The sequence below is a fragment of the Stagnihabitans sp. genome (assembly GCF_964946895.1).
The window spans coordinates 48308-69609 of sequence record NZ_CBBQHX010000012.1; the positions used below are offsets into that span (position 1 = coordinate 48308).

Annotated in this window: 18 protein-coding genes and 2 pseudogenes; 6 read left to right on the forward strand and 14 right to left on the reverse strand. The window is 58.5% G+C overall.

Translation table 11 applies throughout. From position 1 onward, the window contains the following. Positions 1-626: 626 nt before the first annotated feature. From AC1Y2B_RS09890 to AC1Y2B_RS09940, 11 genes are all read right to left on the reverse strand, one after another. On the reverse strand, positions 627-1700 hold the full coding sequence (locus AC1Y2B_RS09890) for a methyltransferase (protein WP_482252918.1): 1074 nt from the start codon (positions 1698-1700) through the stop codon (positions 627-629). Further along, entirely contained in the window at positions 1700-2650 is a 951-nt protein-coding gene (locus AC1Y2B_RS09895; RefSeq protein ID WP_482252919.1) for a hypothetical protein, read from the reverse strand. Before AC1Y2B_RS09895 ends, AC1Y2B_RS09890 begins: the two co-directional genes overlap by 1 nt. Beyond that, positions 2634-4493, reverse strand: a complete 1860-nt coding sequence (locus AC1Y2B_RS09900; RefSeq protein WP_482252920.1) for an ORC-CDC6 family AAA ATPase — start codon at positions 4491-4493, stop codon at positions 2634-2636. The genes AC1Y2B_RS09895 and AC1Y2B_RS09900 overlap by 17 nt, the downstream gene beginning before the upstream one ends. Further along, positions 4490-5389: a phosphoribosyltransferase-like protein gene (locus AC1Y2B_RS09905; protein ID WP_482252921.1), complete on the reverse strand. Its 900-nt coding sequence runs from the start codon at positions 5387-5389 to the stop codon at positions 4490-4492. The genes AC1Y2B_RS09900 and AC1Y2B_RS09905 overlap by 4 nt, the downstream gene beginning before the upstream one ends. A 679-nt stretch (positions 5390-6068) precedes the next feature. Next, entirely contained in the window at positions 6069-6725 is a 657-nt protein-coding gene (locus AC1Y2B_RS09910; protein ID WP_482252922.1) for a hypothetical protein, read from the reverse strand. Next, a complete protein-coding gene (locus tag AC1Y2B_RS09915; protein ID WP_482252923.1) occupies positions 6722-7375 on the reverse strand; it encodes a DNA methyltransferase in 654 nt (217 codons plus the stop codon). The genes AC1Y2B_RS09910 and AC1Y2B_RS09915 overlap by 4 nt, the downstream gene beginning before the upstream one ends. Then, positions 7314-7820 carry a DNA cytosine methyltransferase gene (locus tag AC1Y2B_RS09920; RefSeq protein WP_482252924.1) on the reverse strand — a complete coding sequence of 169 codons (507 nt, stop codon included), beginning with the start codon at positions 7818-7820 and terminating at the stop codon, positions 7314-7316. Before AC1Y2B_RS09920 ends, AC1Y2B_RS09915 begins: the two co-directional genes overlap by 62 nt. Before the next feature lie 71 nt (positions 7821-7891). Beyond that, positions 7892-8899, reverse strand: a complete 1008-nt coding sequence (locus AC1Y2B_RS09925) for a helix-turn-helix domain-containing protein (RefSeq protein ID WP_482252925.1) — start codon at positions 8897-8899, stop codon at positions 7892-7894. Beyond that, on the reverse strand, positions 8896-9291 hold the full coding sequence (locus AC1Y2B_RS09930) for a VRR-NUC domain-containing protein (RefSeq protein ID WP_482252926.1): 396 nt from the start codon (positions 9289-9291) through the stop codon (positions 8896-8898). Before AC1Y2B_RS09930 ends, AC1Y2B_RS09925 begins: the two co-directional genes overlap by 4 nt. Further along, a complete protein-coding gene (locus AC1Y2B_RS09935; RefSeq protein ID WP_482252927.1) occupies positions 9288-9485 on the reverse strand; it encodes a hypothetical protein in 198 nt (65 codons plus the stop codon). The genes AC1Y2B_RS09930 and AC1Y2B_RS09935 overlap by 4 nt, the downstream gene beginning before the upstream one ends. After that, positions 9482-9724: a transcriptional regulator gene (locus AC1Y2B_RS09940; protein WP_482252928.1), complete on the reverse strand. Its 243-nt coding sequence runs from the start codon at positions 9722-9724 to the stop codon at positions 9482-9484. The genes AC1Y2B_RS09935 and AC1Y2B_RS09940 overlap by 4 nt, the downstream gene beginning before the upstream one ends. A gap of 446 nt (positions 9725-10170) precedes the next feature. On the opposite strand from AC1Y2B_RS09940, the gene AC1Y2B_RS09945 reads away from it, so the two are divergent. Further along, entirely contained in the window at positions 10171-10764 is a 594-nt protein-coding gene (locus AC1Y2B_RS09945; RefSeq protein WP_482252929.1) for a hypothetical protein, read from the forward strand. 270 nt (positions 10765-11034) lie between these two features. Beyond that, positions 11035-12303, forward strand: a complete 1269-nt coding sequence (locus tag AC1Y2B_RS09950) for a tyrosine-type recombinase/integrase (RefSeq protein ID WP_482252986.1) — start codon at positions 11035-11037, stop codon at positions 12301-12303. A 338-nt stretch (positions 12304-12641) separates the two neighbouring features. Here the strand turns inward: AC1Y2B_RS09950 and AC1Y2B_RS09955 are convergent, their stop codons facing one another. After that, on the reverse strand, positions 12642-14345 hold the full coding sequence (locus AC1Y2B_RS09955) for a P-loop NTPase fold protein (protein ID WP_482252930.1): 1704 nt from the start codon (positions 14343-14345) through the stop codon (positions 12642-12644). Between the two features lie 725 nt (positions 14346-15070). Between AC1Y2B_RS09955 and AC1Y2B_RS09960 the strand changes: the two genes are divergently transcribed. After that, the gene (locus AC1Y2B_RS09960) at positions 15071-15793 is read left to right on the forward strand and encodes a hypothetical protein (RefSeq protein ID WP_482252931.1); all 723 of its coding nucleotides are present in this window, start codon (positions 15071-15073) and stop codon (positions 15791-15793) included. Positions 15794-16094: 301 nt separating this feature from the next. Here the strand turns inward: AC1Y2B_RS09960 and AC1Y2B_RS09965 are convergent. After that, a pseudogene (locus AC1Y2B_RS09965) lies at positions 16095-16709 on the reverse strand (transposase); the annotation flags it as partial. Between the two features lie 105 nt (positions 16710-16814). Here AC1Y2B_RS09965 and istA point away from each other — a divergent pair. Together istA and istB are read left to right on the forward strand one after the other, a co-directional pair. Next, positions 16815-18347 (forward strand): IS21 family transposase, encoded by a 1533-nt coding sequence (istA, locus tag AC1Y2B_RS09970; protein WP_482252932.1) that lies wholly within the window; start codon positions 16815-16817, stop codon positions 18345-18347. Then, on the forward strand, positions 18337-19131 hold the full coding sequence (istB, locus tag AC1Y2B_RS09975; protein ID WP_482252933.1) for an IS21-like element helper ATPase IstB: 795 nt from the start codon (positions 18337-18339) through the stop codon (positions 19129-19131). Before istA ends, istB begins: the two co-directional genes overlap by 11 nt. Before the next feature lie 56 nt (positions 19132-19187). Here the strand turns inward: istB and AC1Y2B_RS09980 are convergent. Beyond that, positions 19188-20045, reverse strand: a pseudogene (locus tag AC1Y2B_RS09980) (transposase); the annotation flags it as partial. 897 nt (positions 20046-20942) lie between these two features. Here AC1Y2B_RS09980 and AC1Y2B_RS09985 point away from each other — a divergent pair. After that, positions 20943-21299, forward strand: a complete 357-nt coding sequence (locus AC1Y2B_RS09985; RefSeq protein ID WP_482252934.1) for a hypothetical protein — start codon at positions 20943-20945, stop codon at positions 21297-21299. Positions 21300-21302 lie beyond the last annotated feature (3 nt).

The following is a 21302-nucleotide window of genomic DNA, read 5'->3' on the forward strand; positions in this document are numbered from 1 at the left end:
CGGCGGTGTGGCTTCCGGAAACTGGATTCCCTGGATTCCGCAAAAGAATCCAGCATACCAAGATCGTGATTTTGTAAAGCACTGATATTGCTGTATTAAGAATCACGACTTCCGCGTGCTGGATTCCAAGTGGATTCCCCGGTGAAGAAGCCAGTCGCTAGCGAAATACCGCGCTGCGCCCCCCCGCATAGGAACGGGGCCGGGAGGAACCATGTCAGGGGGTGTGCAATCGGCAATTGGCTAAAGATCACCTCGCTGCGGATACCACGACCACGCTGGAGCTTGCAGGAGCCGGACTATGAGACGTAAAGCAGAAATCTCCTTTCTCAACGCAACGGGACCTTCCGGACACTTTCGCCGGCGGCAACTGACGCCGGATCTCGGACCAGGGGGGCGATCCGCCTCACGACCCAAATACAAGATATCTGCCGTTCAATTCCGGCCGCGCCAATCGTCCACCTCGAGATTCTTGAAAGCTTGTATCGTCAGCGCATTGTCGACTTCCTCCCTCATGTGCTCATACTCCGACTTGCCACAATTCGGGGAGGCTGGGGCAATCGTCTTGATCATGATCCGCCATTTTCTTTTAGAAGGTGAAGCCTTCGGCAAAATCGCGGTTCAGTAAACTAAACGAATGCAGAACTTCTCTCTTCTAAAAAGCAGGAAAGCCTACTAAGGGTAATGTATGGAGCACAGGTTCCAACATAGCTGCCCGCGAACTCAACGAAACCCCGCAACAAAATTGAATGAAGCCGTTCCGCGGCTTCGAAATCATGGCATTCAATTGCGAACAGGCAATCGGAAAGAGTTACTTCAGAGCCCTTTCGAACAAGCGCGATATTTCCCGGCTGAAAGCGTCCGACCCTGGGCACAAGAACGCTGTCTTTAAGCCGGACTCCTGAGGTTAGAGCCGCGTGCATAGGCAATTGGTAAGTTTCAGCTATCATTCCTTCACGGATTGAAGTTGTGTGGACAACGGAGAACGGAGCCGAGCAGGGCACGCGGTCTTTCCGTTTTACGGAAACCTGACCTCTACGAATCGAAAAATGGCGGCTTGACGCCGTTTTTGAACGCTCCGTCATTGGTTGTGCCAAATACTCAAGCGGAACGTTAATTCTGGATAGCCTTGCTGCATAGATTGTGGCATCAACCTTCGGAAAAATTCCAACAGTTGGGGCCGACAAGATTTCAAAAACGCATGATCTGCCGAGCGCTTCTCTCGCTTCAGCGTCAATCTCACTGAGTAGGGTCGAAGCGGGCAACAGGCAAAGCAACTCACCGTCATCTTGGACGCACTGGAGTGCGCTTAACAGAAAAGCTATCGATTGGCTGCACCTTATGCCACTGAACACGCCGACAGGGGAAAAACGGGTGTTCCCTCTATTTGTGAAAGGAGGGTTCATAAGAACAAGATCAAAATGCCTCGCTGAAAGCACTTCGACTGGGCTGGAATTCGTTGGAGCTAAAAAATTGTAGTTTTCGGATCGCGCCATAGGAAAGCGGGCGCGGGATGCCGCTAAAGCTACAGGATCAATGTCGGAGAAAAAGACATTTATGCTCGGCCACCTCCTAGACGCAGCGTCTATTAGGCTGCCGTCGCCGACACAGAAGTCAGCAACGGACTTTGGGGCGACGAGCCGTGAGCAGGCCACAAGCGAATCAGCCACGGTCGCTGGAGTATAGTGATCGCTCATTAACATCACTGACCCATCTGCCGAAACATTGAAACGTCGTACACGTGACAGCGGCCACTGCCTTGAGTGCGACCGAATTTGCGGATAGGATGGTCGTGGAGCAATTCAACCTCGGCATCAGCAAGCGCAAACAATACAGCGCCGAGAGCGTGAGGTTTTGTTCCGATCAGAGCCAACTTCATTAAGTGACTAGGCCAATCAAACCGGATTAGTTCCAGCCTACGAAACAAGGAAAAAGGGCACGACGCGTCGGCGAAATCCAAACGCTGATATGATCTCGTCGACTTGAGAACATCAGCATTTCCCTCGAGAGTATGAAAGGGGTAATCTAACTCAAAGCCCGGTACGCCAACAATTGGCCAAATATCTCCGTCGTCAGGCTCCTCAATCTCGATCAATCTGCGAAAGCGAGCGCCTTCGAATCCAAGAAGTGGCACCAAGACAGCCGATGATGCCCCTCTCGATCTTAGGCGTGCAAACGTTGGCACAGGCTGAAAATCGCGAAAGCGTTCGCTAAGCTGATAAAACTCGCCAGGGCGGGGGTTTGGGTTTGCCTGATAGGTGCCGGGCTCGCTGTAGAGAACTTTCACGTCGCGACTGAGCTCCAAAAGAAACCTGAGGAGAGGTATCCAGACGTGATGACTTAGGCCCGTTATGTCCAAGTAGGTTGGGGTTTGTGGGAGACTCGAAAGCAGATCCATAATCTGTCGCCCTTCCCTAAGAGAAAAAGTTCGTTCCGCAGCGGCATCAAGAGTTATCTGACCGAACTCGGCGGCCTCTCGCACTTGGATAAGCCTCGCACCTTGGAAGTGATCTCTCCAAAGTTGGGGAAGCTGACTACGCTCTTCTCCCTCACCGAACAAAAGAACGCTGTCTTGTGCCAGTGGTACCAATTCGCGTGATGCAAAAACTGAACGCGGCGGCGAGCGAAGCTCGGTGTCAGTTGAAATACTCATCGAACATGCTCATCTGTTGGGGAAGAGTCTCGTCAGCAAGACTTGAGCGTCGTCCAAGCAGCTTTTTCACTGTGACCTGCGGCGTCTTTGTAAGAGCGAGAAGATCGCTTTCAGAAATTGTCATCTTACGTTTGCGGCGATGACTGAAGCCGAAATAAGGTGAAAAAATTGGGTGCGGCATGTAATCCCATGAGCGAATGTCGTTCTCGGTAGTCAACTTTGTACCAGGCGTTCGGATGAGCGCTAGGTGCATCACGGCTTCCTTGATAAGTGCGGTTGCGTCATTGTGAACGCCATCGTCGTTTGACGATCCGCTAGGGGGAAGCTCAAATTGATTGCACTCTGGCTTTCCGCCGATTGGATTTGATGCAAGTATCTGAAAGACACGACCTAAGCCAAGGATTAGCCGAGCCAGCGCCCCTCCTTGCGTGGACACGCCCTCTAATTCGCGTAGGTAGCTCAAGCCCACGTGTCTTGCTGCCAGTGTTTGCAGGCGTGGCTCAATAGATTCATCAGCCGTCATTCCGGCCGCGACTTGCTCACGGATACAGGCGTTAACTAGTTGCATATAGAACCGAATGTTCTGAAAGGTAATCTTTGCTAAAACTTGGTGACCGCAATAGTATTTCTTGATCTCGGCACCTTTGCCAGCGATCGAAAATAGCAGAGAGTACGCATAGTTCTCATACTTTTCCTTTGCTGCTTTCTGGCCTTCACGAAATGCGATAATGTCCTCAATAGCGCGATCTATGTTCCCCTCGGAAAGTTCGTAAAACACGTAAAGTTCGTGCGGATGTTGCTCGTTCAGGAAAGAAAATCGTTGACTCTGACGCAATGCCTCGCGGAATTGAAATACCCGATCTTCAACCCCCAGCAGCATTGCCTCGTCACGAACCGAAAGATTGGGCAAAAGGCTCTCAACCGAAATCGGAGCATCTATTCCTTCTGAATTTGCGGCGTGAAGTCTTGCCTTGCATACTTCGCGTGCGAAGTCGGCAAAGTCATCTTCCAACGCGACTTCAATTTGAATTCTTTCATAATCAGCCGGACTAATGAGGAGCTCGGCGTCGTTTATTGTACTGCGCTCGCGCCAGCCAAGATCGCGGACGCCTATCTTGAAAAAGTAGTCGCCACCTGAATGCTTGATGAGCGTATTTGTGAGTTTCTGTTGGTAATCTAAGAGGTTTTCGTATTCATCCAAGATCAGGTAGAAGTAGGAATCCCTGTGTCCAGCGAGCTTCTTTAATTCCTGCATTAGGGCGTTAATTGGCGTATGCAAGGGCGATATGTTAGGTCGCTTGCTCGAGAAGTTATTGATGTAAATCTCTAGATCGAGTCTAGCGTCCTCTATCGCCGAGAGCAGGTCTTGGGCGGCAGAAACTGGCGTGAGGGCTAGAGACCGGCAGATTCTGCGGTAGTTTAAGTCTTTGTCAGGTTTCTCCCCGCTAAACTTGTTTTGAAGCCAAATGATATACTTTGTCGCTTCTTCGCATAGGGCGAGATTCATGAAGTGAGCAAACAGACGTCCCCATTCCTCTTTTGGTAATTCAGGTCCGACAAAAGATGCTACTGTGTTGGTGTTGATGCGAAGGTAGAGACCAACATAGCGCGGGGCCCGAAAGTCTGTTTTTTTGAGTGCGTCTTGCCCTTCGTAGGTCATGCATTTCAGCGCGGTCGTTTTTCCTGAGCCGCGTCCGCCGATTAACACACATGATTTTGGTGCCGCAAGATAGTAAAAATATTTCGGCTCGTTAAAGAGCCTGTAGATGTCCTCCCTCAGAGATTCGGCCCTGAAACTGCCGAAGAGGTGCTCGAGCTTATCCGTTCCTGACACGGTTCTCACTCCGGCCTCCGCATTAGGGGTTTCCAGCCGTTTTGGGCGGAGTAGAAAATGGGAAGGCTGGCATCCGGAATTCCATGCTCGAAAGCCACGGATAAAGCCAGTTTGTGAAAGCCTCTCCAATCCTCTTGGCTTCCGTTCTCCTGAGTGAAGCCCGCCCTCGTTGATATTGACTTCAGACTTGCTATCATTGCCTGGGCTTCAGGTTCGGTTAGCCCAGACCAAGTTCGTGATCGAACATCTGCCGCTGAGTGGCGAAAATCTAAGATATGGGCGGGATGTATGGCTATTTTTGGTAGCGCCGGTCGTATTGTTGTTTCAATCGCGTAGCTTGTGGAAATGCATGGGCAGTATGCAATAGTGAAGCCCGCATCTGCGGAAAGGTTCCCGAACGATAATTGCGCTCCGTTAATCGAATGTTGCCTTGTCATAGTGTCTTTGAATTGATTTCCACTTCCTACAAAGTCGTCGACAAAAACAAAGTGCTTAATCTGGCTCGAAGCTTGGAGCGCTTCGAACGGTGACATTATTGCCGCTTCTGGCACTCGCAGAGCGTCGCGCAGACGGCGGGCAAAATGATATCCACTATCAGTAGCGTGTGGCATTTCACCTTCACAGTACACAAATCGAATTGAGGTGAGGTCCGCCGAGCTAGGCGGTTTAGCCTGATTTGGCCTATCCCATAGCGCCGAAAGGTGATTTTGAATGGCTTGACGCACTAGCGCGTCGGTGGCCGTCTTATTGAAATAGGTGAAATTCATAAGAATTCGTTTGGCGAGCTCGGTCTCTTGAGGATGGAAGTTTGTGAGCCAGCGTTCAACGTTCAAATCTTGTTGCCTTGGCCAGACCGTAAGGTCCCTAAAGAGGTCGCGGCGATCGTTGACTCGTGTAAATGACATTCAGCCCCCCCATTTCTGGGCAAGGTAGGCTGCTTGGTTCGGTAGCGTCAACCGGTTAAGCCTGTTTGCCGTGGTTACGGTGGGTTGCGCCTTGTCGCCACCAAAGGGAATCACGTGGTCAAAGCCTGATCACGTACCCTGCGGCGAATTTAGCCCTCTTAGAAAGGGGCTGTGATCGCCCGCAGCTGACGGGTGCGGCCATGTATTCGCGGCCTCGCTCGCGGCGTGCCCGCACGCCCTGATGTGCGTTCGCGTTAGGCTCGGGTTGTCCAGGTAGCGCAATGTGTGGCCATGGCGGATCTGCAGGATCTCGCTGTGCGGGAGGGTTTCGGATCTTTTTGGGCGTTCACGTTCGGTTGTCGCTCTCGAAGTATAGTTCGGCTGCGACGGGATGACCTCGGGCGGGGCAGCCGAGGCGTCTGAGGATGTCGCCGGGAAGCGAGCGGGCGGCGGTGTTCGGTCGGAAACAGCCTAAATCCGTCCAGTCTGACAAAAGTAGTCGTTTATTCGCGTCGCTCGCGTGCCACTGGTGCTCTAGGTTGATCTGCTCGCTATAGCTTGCGGCAGCTGCGTCGAAAGTGGCGCAGTTCCGATGACTCTAGCTTGAGGTGACAGGGACCGCGTGCACGTGCAATTATGCTTCCAGTGCATCCGTCCGCTCTCCTCCAGTCGCCGACCTTCAGCCAGCCCACGGCTTCTCCTTCGGCATCGCGGCCGTCACTTCAACTTCCCGCAGCATGCTACCAGCCGCCAGCCCATCCCGGAGCCAATCCACTGCCTGCCACCAATCGTCATAGCCGCGCCTAGTCGAGGCAATTTGTTCCGGATGCGGCCGCCAAGTGACCGGGCACGCCAGCACCTCGACGGTGCGCCACTTCCCGCGGGACAGCACGCGTTCCGTGCCCACAACGATGGTGGTCGCCCGCTCGCCATGCTGGTTGGTCCTGGTTTCCACCGGCACACAGCGCGGAACCGCGTCGGGCATCCAGTCCGGGGTCAGCCCAGCGCGGGCCAGTTCGGCCACGCGGATCGCCATGCGTATGCCGCCAAGACTGTCGGGAAGCCCGGCGACGGCAGCGGCGATCACCTCGGCGTCCTGATGGGTGTAGCTGCCCATCTTGTGCTGGCCGCCGTCCACCCTGCAGCCCAGCGCGGCGCGCTGCAGCAGGACGTATTCCATGCCAAAACCAAAGCTTTCATCTGTGACGTCCTTGGGCAAGGGCAGCTCCAGCTGTGCATGTTCCACCCGGAAGGCCCATTCGAGTGCCGCCTGCACGCCCAGCGCGCGTTTGACCTTCGTGCCGCCTGCACGCCCGATCCGTCCCTGCATGCTCATGGCAGCATTCCTTCAAAAAGGTTCATCTGCGCTGGGCCCTCCGGCCCCTCCGCCGGCGTCCAGATCCAGTGGCCTGAGGCCATGGGCAGAAGCGAGAGAGCGCCACGCATGCGCTGCTGCCAGTGGGTGAACTCCATTGCCGAGCAGGCGCAGAGCGCGTGACCGATGGGCCAGCCCATCAACCAGCCGACGAACAGAGGGTTCAGCCGCCGCCGCGCCCGGGCTTTCAAGACCCTGCGCGACACGACACGCCCATGCAACGCAATCATCGAAGCCCAGAGCGGGCGCGAGATCGGGGCGTGATGCGAGGGTTGCAGCCCAATCGGCGTGATCGCCTGGTCCTGGCGGGTGAAGCCCTGCTCCGCCAGGTAGTGCAGGATATCCATCCGGCTCTTGCCATCGGTGCGGGTCACACTGGCCGGACTGCTGCCCTTCCAGTTCTGCGCCGCCGGTGTCGGCCATTGTGCCGCCTGTGCTGGCAGAAGTGGCATCCCGCCCGAGCCATAGTTCTGGCCCGGCGCACCCTTCGCCCCGTCCGTAGCCTTCGGCGTCGACCAGTTTCTGATGCCCAGCGCCAGCGCTTCCGCCTTACGGGTGAAGTCGCTGTTCCCGGCCGGGTTGTAGTTGTCGGTGCCGGCATGCAGGCTCATCGGTGTGGGCCAGGATGAAGATGCGCAGCCGCTGGTGCGGCGCGCCGACTTCTGCCGCGCTGAACAGACCCGCCGCAGCCGTGTAGCCCAGTCCCCAAAGCTCTCGCAGGACGGTTTCAAGGCCGAGGGTGACATGCCCGGCGACATTTTCGAGGAACACCCATTCGGGGGAACATTCCCGGATGACACGGGCGACCTCGGGCCAAAGGTGGCGGGGATCGTCGGCGCCGCCGCGCTTGCCTGCCGCGCTGAAGGGCTGGCAGGGATACCCGGCGAGGACGATGTCGAAGGCGCCGCGCATGGGGCGGGCATCGAAGCTGCGCAGATCATCCCAGATCGGCGCTGGGGCGAAATACCCGGCGCTCTGGGCGGCGATGAGGACAGTTCGGGGCCAGTCCTCCCACTCGACGAAGGCGCGGGTGTGATAGCCGGGTTCGGCAAGCATGAGGCCCAGATCCAGGCCTCCGCCGCCTGCGCAGAGGGACAACCCGTGCCGGGGACGAAACACCATGGCATTCACCGGATCCCCCGTTGACGGAGGAGTTCCGGCGTGACGAGCCCCCGAGCCAGCATGGCATCGCGCATGGTGTTGTTGATCGAACTGACCGGCAGGTAGCGGTCGGAATTGAGAATCTCGGCGTAGAAGGCTGGCAGGTCGTGCATCGTCTTCGCCGCTGCGGGCGGCTGCGCTTTTGGCTTCCAACGCTTTCGGCCAGCATCGTCCAGCTTGCGCTGGGCAGCGCGTTGCATGGCGCGGTCAAGGGCTTTGGGTCCATCGGGCGGTTCGGGGTGGTCCTGACGCGTGGCCTCGGCTGCGGCGAGGATTTCGTCCTCGGTCAGCCCCAGGTCGTCGCACCAGCGCTGGACGTGCAGCCGAGGTGGCCAGCCTTGCCACCAGCCGGGGAGGGCAGCCGGATCAAGGCCCAGCGCGTCCAGAAGCTCTTCGAAAAACCGATCAAACTCGGAATCGCGCGCTTGCGCGTCCTCCTCCTCCTTTACTGGTTTACTTAGTGGTTCTCTTACAAGGTTAGTGTCCGGATTCCGGACACGGCTTTGGGCATTTTCCGGACACGGCTCAGGGCAAAATCCGGACACGGCTTCCGCATCAATCCCGTGTCCGAAATCCGGACATGGCTCGACAGGAATGTCGGACTCCAACCCGCTTTCCGATGCAGATTCATGGTCGTAGCTGAAGGCAAAATCCCCGTGTCCGGTTTCCGGACATGGCTTGGGATCCTGCGGCGTGAACCCCGGTTCGAACCCCAGGATGTAGCGGGTCGGCAGCTGGCGCTTGGTCGCCGGGTCGATGCGCGGCACCCTGCGCAGGAGGCCAATGGACTCGAGATGACCGAGGTGATCGTTGAGGGTGGACCTGCTGATCTCGCAATCATGCGCCAGACGGCTTTGCGCGGGGAAGCAACCGTAGTCCGGGTTGAACCGGTCGCAGAGGTGCCAGAGTACGATCTTGGTGGTGGGTTTCAGCCCGCGCTGTTTGATGGCCCAGTTGGTGGCTTCGTGGCTCATGGCGCGAGCCTCCGCGCCGGAAGCTGCACGCGGCTGGTGAAGCCGTGATCAGCTAGGGCGCCCAGCGCATCATCGACGGACCGGACGAGCGCCCAGCCGAACCCCTGCGCACAGACGGTGTCGCGGAAGGCCTCCTGCGATTTACGCAACCGGCCGGTCTGGCTCTTGACCTCGAGGAACAGAACCCGGCCACCGGAGATCACGATCAGATCAGCAAAGCCTGCATGAACGCCCATGCCGACTAGGATGGCCTGTCGTCTGGCGCCGCGTGGCCCGGCCTCGGTCACCTCGTTGGCGCAATGATGCACGATGGCGTCGCGGGGCAGGGCGAAGCGCAGCGCTTGCACGATGGCGCGCTGGGCGTCAGCTTCGGGGGTGCTGCGGCGGTTCATGCGGCACCGCCCATCTTCGGGGCGTCAGCCAAGACGCGGGCCGCCAGTGCGACCAGTGTGCTGCGGTGGCGCGACGCGTCGGCCAGAATGCGGTGTGCTTCTATCACCCTGTCGAAGTGCCATTGTTCGAAACAAGTGGCCTCGAGGACTACCGGCAGGGGCCGGGCGGCGGGGCTGATGACGGGAGCACTCATTTCCGCCCTCCCGCCGCCTTGGCCCTAGGCATCTCCTGCGTGGCCAGCCAGTCCTGCACGGCGCGGCGCCGATAAAGCACCATGCGCCCAGCGCGAACACAGGGCGGGCCGAAGCGGCGGGCCTCCCAGCGGCCCAGCGTGTCGACAGTCAGGTGCAGCGCATCGGCCAGCGCTTTGCGGGTGATCCATCCCGAGAGCAGGCCGGGGTTTGGGGTGTCGGGTTCAATCTGCGTTTGCATCTCTTTTGTCTCCGGATCGCCGCCCGGGATGGGTCGGCAACGTCCGGCAGCCAGAGCAGATCGACAGGGGTGGCGGGGTGGCGGAAGGTGGCGGTGAAACGCCAGGACTTATGCCACCCCTTATTTTATTGAGTTTTCTTGAAGAGCAGGGTCACACCCGGGACATGCTCCGTCGTGTCGTCAGAGGTCTGCCGGGCACTTGCTTGCGCCCGCCGATGTTCCAGAGTTTGATGCCTTGGCCGAATCAGCCTTAGGGCGAGTGTGCGAGGGAGGCAGACATGATCGAGATCATCTTCAAGCTGCGTCTGATCTTCCTTTCCCCCTCGGCCGCCAGGGACATTCCGCGCGGCTGATCTCCCGTCTTTTCCGAAGTCTCATGCCTCAGGCTGCTCCCATTCTCTGGGCGTGGCTTGCTGGCTCACGTCGAAGAATGAAGGAGTTGGGGCATGGCTTTGCCGCCAAGGGTTTATTTCACGTTGATCGAAGCGGCCGCTCGGTGGGACTGCACCATCGCGGATATTGCCGGCTGGGCCTCGGTCGGGCGGTTCAAGATCGTGACGGCGATAGCACCGGTGTCACATGGGCTGCAGATCGTCGCGGGCTTCGTTGTCGTGTCGGTGACCGATATCCTGCATATGTTCCGGCGCAGCGGAGCCGGGCCGTCGAACAGCCTCTTGAAGCGGGTGCGCCTTGCCGATCAGGAAGACTGGATCCTGTTCGCCAATCCATCGGATCATATTCCGGTCACCATTGATGACCTGCTGATCATGGCTGACGACGTGCAGCGCTTCGAGGCGGATTGGGACCTGCTGCGGCGCCCCGCGTCCAACATTGGCGCGCCAGCGCGCTATGATTGGGACGGCATGTATATCGCGATGATGGTCCGCATCCACGATCGCGGCCCTCCTTTGACCCAGGCCGAATGGGTGGGCGAAGTCCAGGAGTGGTTCGTCGCCAACAGCGAGAAAGGCGAGGTGCCGGATGAAAGTACCATCCGCCGACGGGTTACCCCGGTCTGGAGGGCGCTCCGGGGATCGTGATGGACAAGAAAGCAGAGATGCGGCGGCTGCGACTTTTCACAGGATTTGCGTGGCAAATCAGCGGGGCAGCACCTTTGGCCATGGTGGGAACCGTATGATCTTGCCGAGAGGGCACCACCCGTTCTGCAAGAAAACTCAATAAAACAAGGGGTGGCGCGGGGTCTGGCAAATCAGTGCCACCTTCCGCCACCCCGCCACCCCGATCTCCGTGCTTCGCTTGATAAGCCTGCGAATCTACGCCTGTGTCGCAGGGAGAAGCGGAGAGTGCCGATGCCTGAACGACTGCGATTGAACGAAAAGTCCGTGCGGGAAAGCGAACCCGAGGTGGGGCGTGACTATCAGCTCTTCGATACTGAGGTCCGCGGTTTCTCGATCCGCATCCTGCGGTCCGGGAGCCGGTCGTTCTCTCTGGATTACCGTTTCGCCGGGCGCCAGCGCCGGATGGCCATCGGCCGCTGGCCCGAATGGTCGGTGACCGCGGCCCGGGAGCGCGCAAGAGACCTGCGCCGGGAGATTGACGAAGGCCGCGACCCGTTGGGTGAACGGGGACAGTTGCGCGAAGCTCCGCGGGTCAGCGACCTGATCAAGCGCTATCTGGACGAGCATGTCCCGCATCTCGCGCCGACCAATGCCTCCGATCAGCGGTCGATGCTCAGCAAACTCGTCACCCCTCATTGGGGCAACAAGTTGGTCACCGAGATCACGCCGCATGAGGTGGCAAAGCTTCTCAATATCATCGCCGGGGGCAGGGCCCGGCCGTCGAAGGAGAAGCCGAACAACCGGGCCCGCAAGCTTCAGGGCGCAAAACCGACGCCGATCCGCGCCAACCGGGTGGGCGAGGTGCTGCGCAAGATGTTCACCCTCGCCATCGGTTGGGGCTGGCGGACGGACAATCCGGCAACGGGCTTCAAGAAGCGGCTCGAGACGGCGCGCGAGAGGTTCCTGTCGCAGGACGAGATCGGCAGGTTGGCCGAAGCGCTCGATGCTGCCACGGATCAGCGCGCCGCGGGCATCATCCGCCTTTGCATGCTGACCGGCAGCCGGGTCGGCGAGGTGCGTCAAGCCCGGTTCGAACAGTTCAACCTGGAACTCGGCATCTGGTCAAAGCCTGCCGCCACCACCAAACAGCGCAAGATCCATCGCATCCCGATCTCGACCGAAGTCGCCGCCATTGTACGCCAGCGCCAGCTTCTCGTACAGAAGGGCCATCCCTGGCTGTTCCCCGGCGACACGCCCGGCCAACCCGTGAAGGAAATCCGCCGTTTCTGGACCCAGATCCAGAAGCAGGTCAAACTGCCCGGTGTTCGCATCCATGACTTACGGCACACCTTCGCCTCCCTTTTGGTCAGCGGCGGTGCGTCGCTCGAGATGATCGGCAAGCTTCTGGGCCACAGCCAGATGCAGACGACCCAGCGCTATGCTCACCTCATGGACTCGCCCCTGCGTGCCGGCGTCGATGCCGTCGCAAGCATGTTCCGCTCACGCCCCAAGCTGGTGCATGATGCCGATGCGGCCCCGATGGATCGCAAGACCGCCTGATCCACGCGGCTTCGGGGGGTCAGAGGTGCGCCATCGTCCGCCGCATAGTCGAATTGGGAGGTAGGCCGACTGATGAGGGCGCAGCGCCGTGCTGGGACGGCCTTGCAAAAGCGGGCGTTCATTCCGTGCATCAGTCGAGCCCTTTCCTGTTAGCAAGCAACTAAGTTGACCATGGCGCGTAGTGCTGACATCATGCCCTACAAAGGCCGCCAGATCGCTATCCTTGAATGCAAATCAAGGCTGTCTGGGGTGATCCAACGGTACCGGAAAATCGCCAATCAGGCCACTGCCGACTGGAGTGCTGCCGATTGAAGAGATTGGATAACGACGGGCAAACTTCAGCCTTCCGTCTCGGACTTTGTGAGCGCCGGTACCGCGACGGTTACGCCGAATCGCTTGACCCTGCGTGCGTTAATTAGGGATTCGTTGCCGATTACGCCGAGCGCAGCACGAATTTTTTGGGGAATCGCCTTCATTTGATCAGTGGAATTGCTGATCCGATCAAACTGGAAGCCATTAGAAAGGAGGCGCCGTAACTCTTGGCCCGATTTTGCCTTGAGTATTTTCACATACTCATCAACTGACGCCGTTGCGAGAGCGGCAAGGGCGTCATCGTTCCAGCCATTCTTGATTGAGGAAAGTATCGCCCCGACGTCGCGTGTCTCGGCCACCGCGGCTGCGCGCGCGTTGAAGGCTGCACGGACATCCGGATCCGTTACATTTTCGGCGAAGGTGTACTCTTGCAGATCGAAGAACCTTCGCGGATCCTGTCTGGATTTCATATAATATTCAAGTATTTCATTGGCTTGGTCGGATCGACCAAGGTCTTTGAACAGCGACACCGTTCCGTTGAGGTTCGTTGGGCTGATGTATTTCACATTTGCTTTGAACGCAGCATAAATGCCGTCGAGCACCTCGTTCCGGTTGTCGGCAAAGGAGTCATGATAGGCACTCCAGGCCGTCTCGAAGGAACCATCAGCCTTCGCGGCGATGACCTTTTCGTTGACAACAGCAGCGGTGAGCTTGATCAGTTCTGGATCGAAGTATCCGCGTTCGATGCCGCTGATGAGTGCTTGGTCGAACTCATCGGTCCAGACATAGCCGTAAGCCTCCAGCAGTGAGTTCCAAGCTGCTTCCTCGGCCGGGACCTCGTTAGAATTTCCGGCATACAGGTTCGGTGTTTTCCCCTTCAGGAATTTGAGAGGTGGCGCCTCGCCAGGCTGATCGTGCGACCAGCCGAAAAGCGCCACCGAACTTGCGGCGACTTTGAGGACCTCCGGGTCAAATTCGGCCAGCATCGGCTCGAGAGCGGCAATACGGGCACGTATGCGCTTGATGACGCGGATATTGGTGACCCCCAACGAGATGCAGCGCTCAGCAACAAGCTTGTCTGCTTCTGCTTTGAAAGGGATGCCTACGCTCGCAGAGTCCTCGGGCGACGGCTGGAAGACCAGCGATGCGTCTGCCACTTTTTCGAGGTTTCGATCGAAGGCTTGCCGCGCCTCGTCGGCGAGTTGTTCATCGTTGAGCAAGAGAACGATTTTACAGTTACGTTGTTCGCGCAGGTACGAGATCAAGCCGAGTACGTCATTGACATCGAGCTTTTGCCCTCGCCGTTCGAGGTCATCGATACAGATGATTTGATCTCGGATGGTCATAAATGAAACCAATCCACCGATTTCGCCGCCGACCCAGTTTTTGACGATTGGCACCGATTGAGCAAGCTTTGCAAGCTTGCGCCAAGACCCGATCTTGGAAACGTATGCATCGAGGGTCTCCAGGTCTGCTTTCCTCAGGCCATCGCTCAAGGTCACGACATTTTCGAAGATGGCAAACTTGAGTTCGTCTAGCGCGTTCACTCCAAAGAGCGATACATAGGAGTAGCGCGCCAATTTGATCTGTCTCGCCTTATGGGCAGCTTCCAATGCCTTGACCCAAGTATAAGTCTTCCCGACCCCCCACTTGCCTCTAATGCAGAGCACCTCCGGGTCGGATCGTCCAAGAAAGCTAGTGATCGCCGACTGTACAAGCTTGAATGACAAAGTGGCCCCCAGAGACTATTCGGTCTAAGTCTTACAACTTCCGAGCTGTTGGCTCTATGGGTCATATCCGTCAGGCTGGTGAAATTCCCCTGCCCCTCTAACTCCGTAAGCTTTCATTCTGCCCTTGTTTGCGTCGGTCATCATCCTACAGTTGGCGAGTGCAAGCCGAGACAGATCTGCAATAGGCGCGAATGTGCCAAGGGGACGGGGCGTCCCCTAGCCGCACTCCGCTTGAGCGACCGCTTCTAGGAACCGGGGATCAAAGGCCCACTGGCCGAAATGGGCCGAAGTCGATGCCGTGAATCTTGGGCACGCGCGGGTCGCAATCGATCAGGATTTTCGGGAGGGCGACGGTTCGTGTCAACGCCACGTCAACCGTCATACGTCGTTTTCGTGCGGCTAGCGCAGTCGAAACGCGGGAAGGATCGGTCGAGGCCGGAAGGAAAATGCAGCGTTTTCAAAGGTATGTCTCGTAATTCGTTGATTTCATTGCATTTCGCAAATTGCGCCGGGCTTGGCTCATAACCTGAAGGCCGCAGGTTCAAATCCTGCCCCCGCAACCAAAATTTCTAACCTTTACAAAGCGTTATAACCCGACAAAAACACTTGTGTATAACACCTGCTGTTTTACCTCAACGCCACCTCAACGTTTGACGAGTCCCCCCCTGAAAAGCGGGGGCTTTTTGCGTTTGGCACCCGGAAAAGTCCTGTGGCATCATCGCCCCATGATCGAGTTCCGCACCCTTGCAGATGACCACCCTGATCTGGCGCGTTCGCCCCTGCTGCGCGCGGCGCAGCTGACGCTTCAGTACGCGCAGGAGCATGGCGCCATCGGTCTGACCAAAACCATGGCCTTCAAACGGGTCTTCGTCCACTGGGCGGTGGAACACTTTGACTGGCCCGGGAAGACCGCCGAGGAGATGTTCCGCTACAGCAAGGTCATCAACGAATTCGAATTCCCGCCGCTCGAGGTATTGCATCAACTTTTGATCAACCTTCGCCTCGGGCGCCACTTCAAGGGGGAATTCCGTCCGACCAAGCGCGGGGCCGAACTCGCGAGCGCGCCAGCGCGGCTGTTTGTCGAACTGATCCCCTTCTTCGTTCTTCAGATCGACCACTCCTCCTACGCCCGTCTCGAGGGCCGTCCGCTTGGCAATTGGGACATCTGGATGAACGTCATCAACGTCGAGGCCGACCACGGAACGACCGAGCGCGCTCTGTACGCGGCCTTTTATGGCCAGGAGCATGACTGGGACAACGCCGGTTGGCGAGAAATGGCGGCGTTCTCGTCCTGCGTCTTGCGCCCCCTTGAATGGGTAGGGCTAATTGCCGAGACCCGTGAGGTGCGAGATGGAAGGGCCGTGCACCACGTCTTCAAGACGCCACTTTGGCGTAGCGCGCTTCAGTTGGATACCGACGGCATACTGCAGCCGGTCAAGGTTCAATAGCCGCCGATACTGTTGAAGAACTCCGTCGCGCGAAAATTGCCTCCGTAACTTGGAACATTGTTCTCATGACAGATCATTAGGCAAACATTGCTTTCAAAAGCGGGCTTTGGGGGGGGGAATTCTGGTGATCCGACTTGTGGCGGCGAACAGGCGAGTTTTTCAACACAATCCGCCGAGGCTGTGTGGAAACTCGTGACGGCCCAAGTCCGAAAGCCTTTATCTGGCAGCTTACCGGTTTCGGTCGGGTTGAACCGTGCCGCTGAGGCTGCTGATAGCTTGGAGCGGCCTTCTCCGGCCTTTTTCACGCCAGGATTGCTTCCATCAGGCCGTGGAGACCGATCATCGAGACCATTCGCTTGATGTTGTAGGCAAGGACGTGGAGCGCCATTTCGGTCCGGACGTGCTTAAGCAGCCGCATCTGGAAGTGGGTGGCGCCCATCCAGGCCTTGATCGTGCCGAACGGGTGCTCGACGGTGCAGCGACGGACTGTCATCCCATTGCCTTCCACGCCCAGCCGGTCCCGCATGGCCTCAATCAGATGTTCATGTTCCCAGCGGGTGATCCGGCGCTCCTTCCCGGTGGTGCATCTGGCGTTGACCGGGCAGGTCTGGCAGGTGCTGACCCAGTAGCGCCGCAGCTGCAGGCCATCTTCCTCGGTGGTGTAGCGATAGGTCAGCTCTTCGCCGGCCGGGCAGCGATAGACATCGGCAGCGGCGTCATAGGCGAAGTCAGCCTTCACATACATGCCCTTGATCCGGTTGCCCGAGGTCTCGGGCCGGGGCACGGTCGTGGTGATGCCAGCGTCATGGCAGGCGTGGATTTCGCGGCCACTGAAGTAACCCTTGTCGGCAAGGGCGGTCAGTTCATCGCGACCGAGAGCCACCTTGGCGGCTTTCGCCATCGGGGCCTGTTGATTTCCACCCAGAAGTGACCCATTTGGGCGCGTAATTTCCATTGAGAATTGACCCATGTGACCCTTCCCCCAAGGCAGCGCGCTGCGGGGGGCAATGGAGTGATCAACATGGAACTTTTGAACGTGATCCGGCGCATGTCGCTGCGGCTGAAGCTTCCGATCCGCGAGATTGCGCGACGAACGGGGCTATCGCGCAATACCGTCAAGAAGCACCTGAATGCGGGCACGGTAGAGCCGAAGTTCGCCATCCCTGACCGTCCGAGCAAGCTGGATCCTTTCGCCGAGAAGCTTGCCGGCTGGCTGACGTCCGAGTCCGGCAAGTCTCGCAAACAACGTCGGACGCTGAAGCAGTTGCATGTGGAACTGGTGGCACTGGGCTTCACCGGGTCCTACAGCCGGGTCGCGGCTTTTGCCCGAGATTGGCGGGCGGATCGGCAGCGAGAGCAACAAACGACGGGCCGCGGCACTTTCGTTCCCCTGGCTTTCCGCCCGGGGGAGGCGTTTCAATTTGACTGGAGCGAGGACTTTGCCCTCCTCGGCGGCGAGCGGACAAAGCTGCAGGTCGCTCATATCAAGTTGTCGCACAGCCGGGCTTTTCTGGTCCGGGCCTATCTTCTGCAGACCCACGAGATGCTGTTTGACGCCCATTGGCATGGCTTTCGGGTCTTCGGTGGCGTTCCGGACCGCGGCATCTACGACAACATGAAGACGGCGGTGGACCGGGTTGGTCGCGGCAAGGAGCGTCAGGTCAACGCTCGGTTCCTGGCCATGACGAACCACTATGTGTTCGAACCGCAGTTCTGCAACCCGGCATCGGGTTGGGAGAAGGGCCAGGTTGAGAAGAACGTGCAGGATGCCCGGCCGCGTCTTTGGCTGCCGATGCCCAACTTTCCCGATCTGACCACGTTGAACACCTGGCTGGAACAGCGCTGCATGGAGTTGTGGCGCGAGATCTCCCATGGCGCTGTGCCCGGCACGATCGCCGATGTCTGGACCGGGGAACAGGCGGCATTGATGCCGCTGCCGCAGGCTTTTGACGGCTTTGTCGAGAAGAGCAAACGTGTGTCGCCGACCTGCCTGATCAGCTTTGATCGCAATCGCTACAGCGTTCCGGCGTCTTTCGCCAACCGCCCCGTCAGCCTGAGGATCTACCCCGAGCGTCTGGTTGTCGCCGCCGAAGGCCAGATCCTGTGCGAGCATGCGCGGCTGATCCAGCGGTCTCATGATGTGCCGTCGCGCACGATCTACGACTGGAGGCACTATCTGGCAGTCGTTCAACGCAAGCCCGGGGCACTTCGCAATGGCGCCCCGTTCGCAGAATTGCCAAAGGCGTTCAGACAGTTGCAGGATCACATGTTGCGCAAGCCAGGTGGTGATCGCGAGATGGTCGACATCCTGGCATTGGTTCTGCATCACGATGAACATGCCGTGTTGACCGCCGTCGAACTGGCGCTGGAGGGCGGCGTGCCGACCAAGACCCATGTGCTGAACCTGTTGCACCGGCTGATTGACGGCAAGACGACCGGTGGCCCGGGTGTCGACACGCCGCAGGCCTTGACACTGCAACGCGAACCGAAGGCCAACGTTGAACGTTATGACGGCCTGCGCGCCCAGATCGCCGGAGGCCGCCATGCGTCATGATCCAGTCGCCGGCGCAATCGTCATCATGCTGCGCAGCCTGAAGATGTATGGCATGGCCCAAGCCGTCACCGACCTGACGGAACAGGGCGCCCCAGCCTTCGAGACCGCCGTGCCGATGCTGTCACAGTTGCTCAAAGCCGAGATGGCGGAACGCGAGGTGCGCTCCATCGCCTATCACATGAAGGCTGCACGCTTCCCGGCCTACAAGGATCTCGCAGGCTTCGACTTCATGGCCAGCGAGATCAACGAGGCCACGCTCCGCCAACTGCACAAGTGCGAATTCCTCGACGGTGCCCAGAACGTCGTGCTGATCGGCGGCCCAGGCACGGGCAAGACCCATGCCGCCACGGCCCTCGGCGTCCAGGCCATCGAGCATCATCGCCGAAAAGTCCGCTTCTTCTCGACCATCGAACTGGTCAATGCCCTGGAACAGGAGAAGACCAAGGGCAAGGCCGGCCAGATCGCCGAAAGCCTCACGAAGCTTGATCTCGTGATCCTCGACGAGTTGGGCTACCTGCCGTTCAGCGCGTCGGGCGGTGCCTTGCTCTTCCACCTCCTGAGCAAGCTCTATGAACGCACCAGCGTCATCATCACCACCAACCTGAGCTTCAGCGAATGGGCCACCGTCTTCGGTGACGCCAAGATGACCACGGCCTTGCTCGACCGCCTTACCCACCGTTGCCACATCCTGGAGACCGGAAACGACAGCTTCCGCTTTAAGGCCAGCTCAGCCGCAGCAACCCGGAAAAGGAAGGAGGTCACACATGACTTGACCCCAGCCTGACCCCCAGAACATAACCCTCTGCTGGGTCAGTTCTCGATGCAAATCCCGGGTCAGTTTTGCGCGGAAATTAACATCGGGGCCATCTGATCGCGGTCATGTCCGACATTGGTGACCTCATGCGCCACGATCAGATGGGTTTCGGTGTCCACTGCGGTCTGGACATTGTAACCCACATGGCCGCTGTGCTTCGCCCGCGTCGCCATGGCCCGCGCATCCGGATCCGTCAGCGAGATTTGGCCGTCCGGCGCGTGCGTCAGCGCCTGATCGATCTCCTGCAGCCGACGGATCTCTTGCCGGATACGGCCATATCTCTGGGCGAGGGGCGCCACCTTCAGCGCTCGGGCTTCGCCTTCCTCCTGACGGTCGACCCGCACCATCTCTTCGATGTAGCGCCCGACGCTCGCTTCCAAGTGTTCGATCCGGCTGGCGATCTTGCCCTTGGTGAAGTTGCGGTCGCGGTTGTTGACCGCCTTGAACTTGCTGCCATCGATCGCGACGGTCCCGCCCGCCAGCACCCCGGTCCGGCGGCAAAGTTCGACAAACCGTGCACAGGTCTTCCTGATCCCGGCCCCGATGTCGCGGCGGAAATCAGCGATGGTCTTGTGATCCGGCGCAAGCCGTCCCGTCAGCCACATCACCTCGACATTCCGCCCCGCCTCGCGTTCCAGCCTGCGGCTCGAGGGGATCATGTTCAGGTAGCCATAGATGAACAGCTTGAGAAGAACCGATAGATGATAGCCTGGCCGCCCTGTCCGAGCCGGCGTCGACCGCGCAAAGCCCAAGTCCGCAAGTTCCAACTCATCCACAAACAAATCAATGATCCGGACCAAGTGATCTTCGCCAATCCAGTTGTCCAGGTGCTCGGGAAACAGCACTGCTTGACCCCGGTCGATCCCTTCGATGTAACCTGCCATCCCCGCCCTCCGACCATGGCGAAAGCATATCATATCAGCTGTTTCCACACAGCCTCCGCCCAAAACGGTCGTTCAGTGCGAATGCGTCACCCTCAAAATCTGCGGCACGACCGGTCGTTGCAGCAACTGTGTATCAGACGACGGATTGCTTGATGTGTGCGTTTGGAGCATCCGTCGGAAGCTCAAAAAATTGCCCAGAAACCAACGCTTGCGGCTCCCTTTTCGAGGACTTCCTCGCCTCGGTCGCAATGACCCTCGATGCCTTCGGCACCTTCCGAAACCCAGCCCAGCCGAAATATGCCCTTGCCATCGCAGCGCTCGGAAACCTTCTGATGGCGAAGTAGGTACTTGCGGCCTCATGGCCGGCGAAGTTCGCGTCGCAGATTGGTGGGGAGTGATGGAGGAGAGTTGCGGTGCAACCAAAGATGTCAACGCGCTTCGTGTTTGAGTTGTAAATTGGAGTCGACAATTCGCGTGTTGCTCGGTTAGCCTGCCCTCACGATTTGGTGAGGACTTTGGGCGGTGGGTATTGTCGGGTCGATTGTGAAGACTGTTTGGCTGCACCTGTCGCCGGGACCGGTTGTGCGGAACCGGACGTTTTATCCCAGGAAGCACCGTGGACTAGTGACCGGTTACGGCGCGCCCACGGATACCTTTGTAAGGAAGATCTCTCCATTCGAGCAAAAGTGGCTGCCCGCGCTTCGCAGGTTCTCCTTCTCGGGAAATCCTGCTCGGGCCAGAGTTCTTCGTGCACTCGATGCAATCGGAGCGCCGGTCCCTAAACGCGTTAAACAACGCCATCTCAGTAACACCACGGAATGGATCCGGCTGCGCTCGTGCGATAGCGAAGCGCGAAATTGTGTCTTCGCAGAATGGGACTCGACGGCGAAGGACGACATGGCGGCACTGCGGTCGCGGTTTGACTCGAATGGCGACGGGAAGCTGACGGCGGCGGACGTGGAGTTCGGCAATTTCAAGGTGATGGTGACCAATGCCGATGGCAGCCAGACGGCGAAGACGCTGGCGCAGCTGGGCATCACGGAGATCACCCTCAAGACCAACGCGACGGTGATCACTTTTGCCGATGGCTCGCAGATCACCGGGCAGACGAGGTTCAAGATGGGTGGGAGGGTGCGGCAAGGGCTTGCGGGCGCTCGGTTAATTGGGCGAAATTGGACGGAGGAGCCTGTCTTGCAGGCGTCTTACTTTCGTCTTCCTTCCGTCTCTACGCGCGGGGAAGTGCGTGTGTGTTAACCA

Bases quoted from the DNA above. Each gene is read 5' to 3' on its own strand.
- AC1Y2B_RS09890 (WP_482252918.1), bottom strand. From the start codon at position 1,700: ATGTTAATGAGCGATCACTATACTCCAGCGACCGTGGCTGATTCGCTT.
- AC1Y2B_RS09950 (WP_482252986.1), top strand. From the start codon at position 11,035: ATGCCTGAACGACTGCGATTGAACGAAAAGTCCGTGCGGGAAAGCGAA.
- istA (WP_482252932.1), top strand. From the start codon at position 16,815: ATGGAACTTTTGAACGTGATCCGGCGCATGTCGCTGCGGCTGAAGCTT.
- AC1Y2B_RS09930 (WP_482252926.1), bottom strand. From the start codon at position 9,291: ATGAACCGCCGCAGCACCCCCGAAGCTGACGCCCAGCGCGCCATCGTG.
- AC1Y2B_RS09920 (WP_482252924.1), bottom strand. From the start codon at position 7,820: ATGCTTGCCGAACCCGGCTATCACACCCGCGCCTTCGTCGAGTGGGAG.
- AC1Y2B_RS09925 (WP_482252925.1), bottom strand. From the start codon at position 8,899: ATGAGCCACGAAGCCACCAACTGGGCCATCAAACAGCGCGGGCTGAAA.
- AC1Y2B_RS09905 (WP_482252921.1), bottom strand. From the start codon at position 5,389: ATGTCATTTACACGAGTCAACGATCGCCGCGACCTCTTTAGGGACCTT.
- AC1Y2B_RS09945 (WP_482252929.1), top strand. From the start codon at position 10,171: ATGGCTTTGCCGCCAAGGGTTTATTTCACGTTGATCGAAGCGGCCGCT.
- AC1Y2B_RS09960 (WP_482252931.1), top strand. From the start codon at position 15,071: ATGATCGAGTTCCGCACCCTTGCAGATGACCACCCTGATCTGGCGCGT.
- AC1Y2B_RS09940 (WP_482252928.1), bottom strand. From the start codon at position 9,724: ATGCAAACGCAGATTGAACCCGACACCCCAAACCCCGGCCTGCTCTCG.
- AC1Y2B_RS09985 (WP_482252934.1), top strand. From the start codon at position 20,943: ATGGCGGCACTGCGGTCGCGGTTTGACTCGAATGGCGACGGGAAGCTG.
- AC1Y2B_RS09915 (WP_482252923.1), bottom strand. From the start codon at position 7,375: ATGAGCCTGCATGCCGGCACCGACAACTACAACCCGGCCGGGAACAGC.
- AC1Y2B_RS09935 (WP_482252927.1), bottom strand. From the start codon at position 9,485: ATGAGTGCTCCCGTCATCAGCCCCGCCGCCCGGCCCCTGCCGGTAGTC.
- AC1Y2B_RS09895 (WP_482252919.1), bottom strand. From the start codon at position 2,650: ATGAGTATTTCAACTGACACCGAGCTTCGCTCGCCGCCGCGTTCAGTT.
- AC1Y2B_RS09910 (WP_482252922.1), bottom strand. From the start codon at position 6,725: ATGAGCATGCAGGGACGGATCGGGCGTGCAGGCGGCACGAAGGTCAAA.
- istB (WP_482252933.1), top strand. From the start codon at position 18,337: ATGCGTCATGATCCAGTCGCCGGCGCAATCGTCATCATGCTGCGCAGC.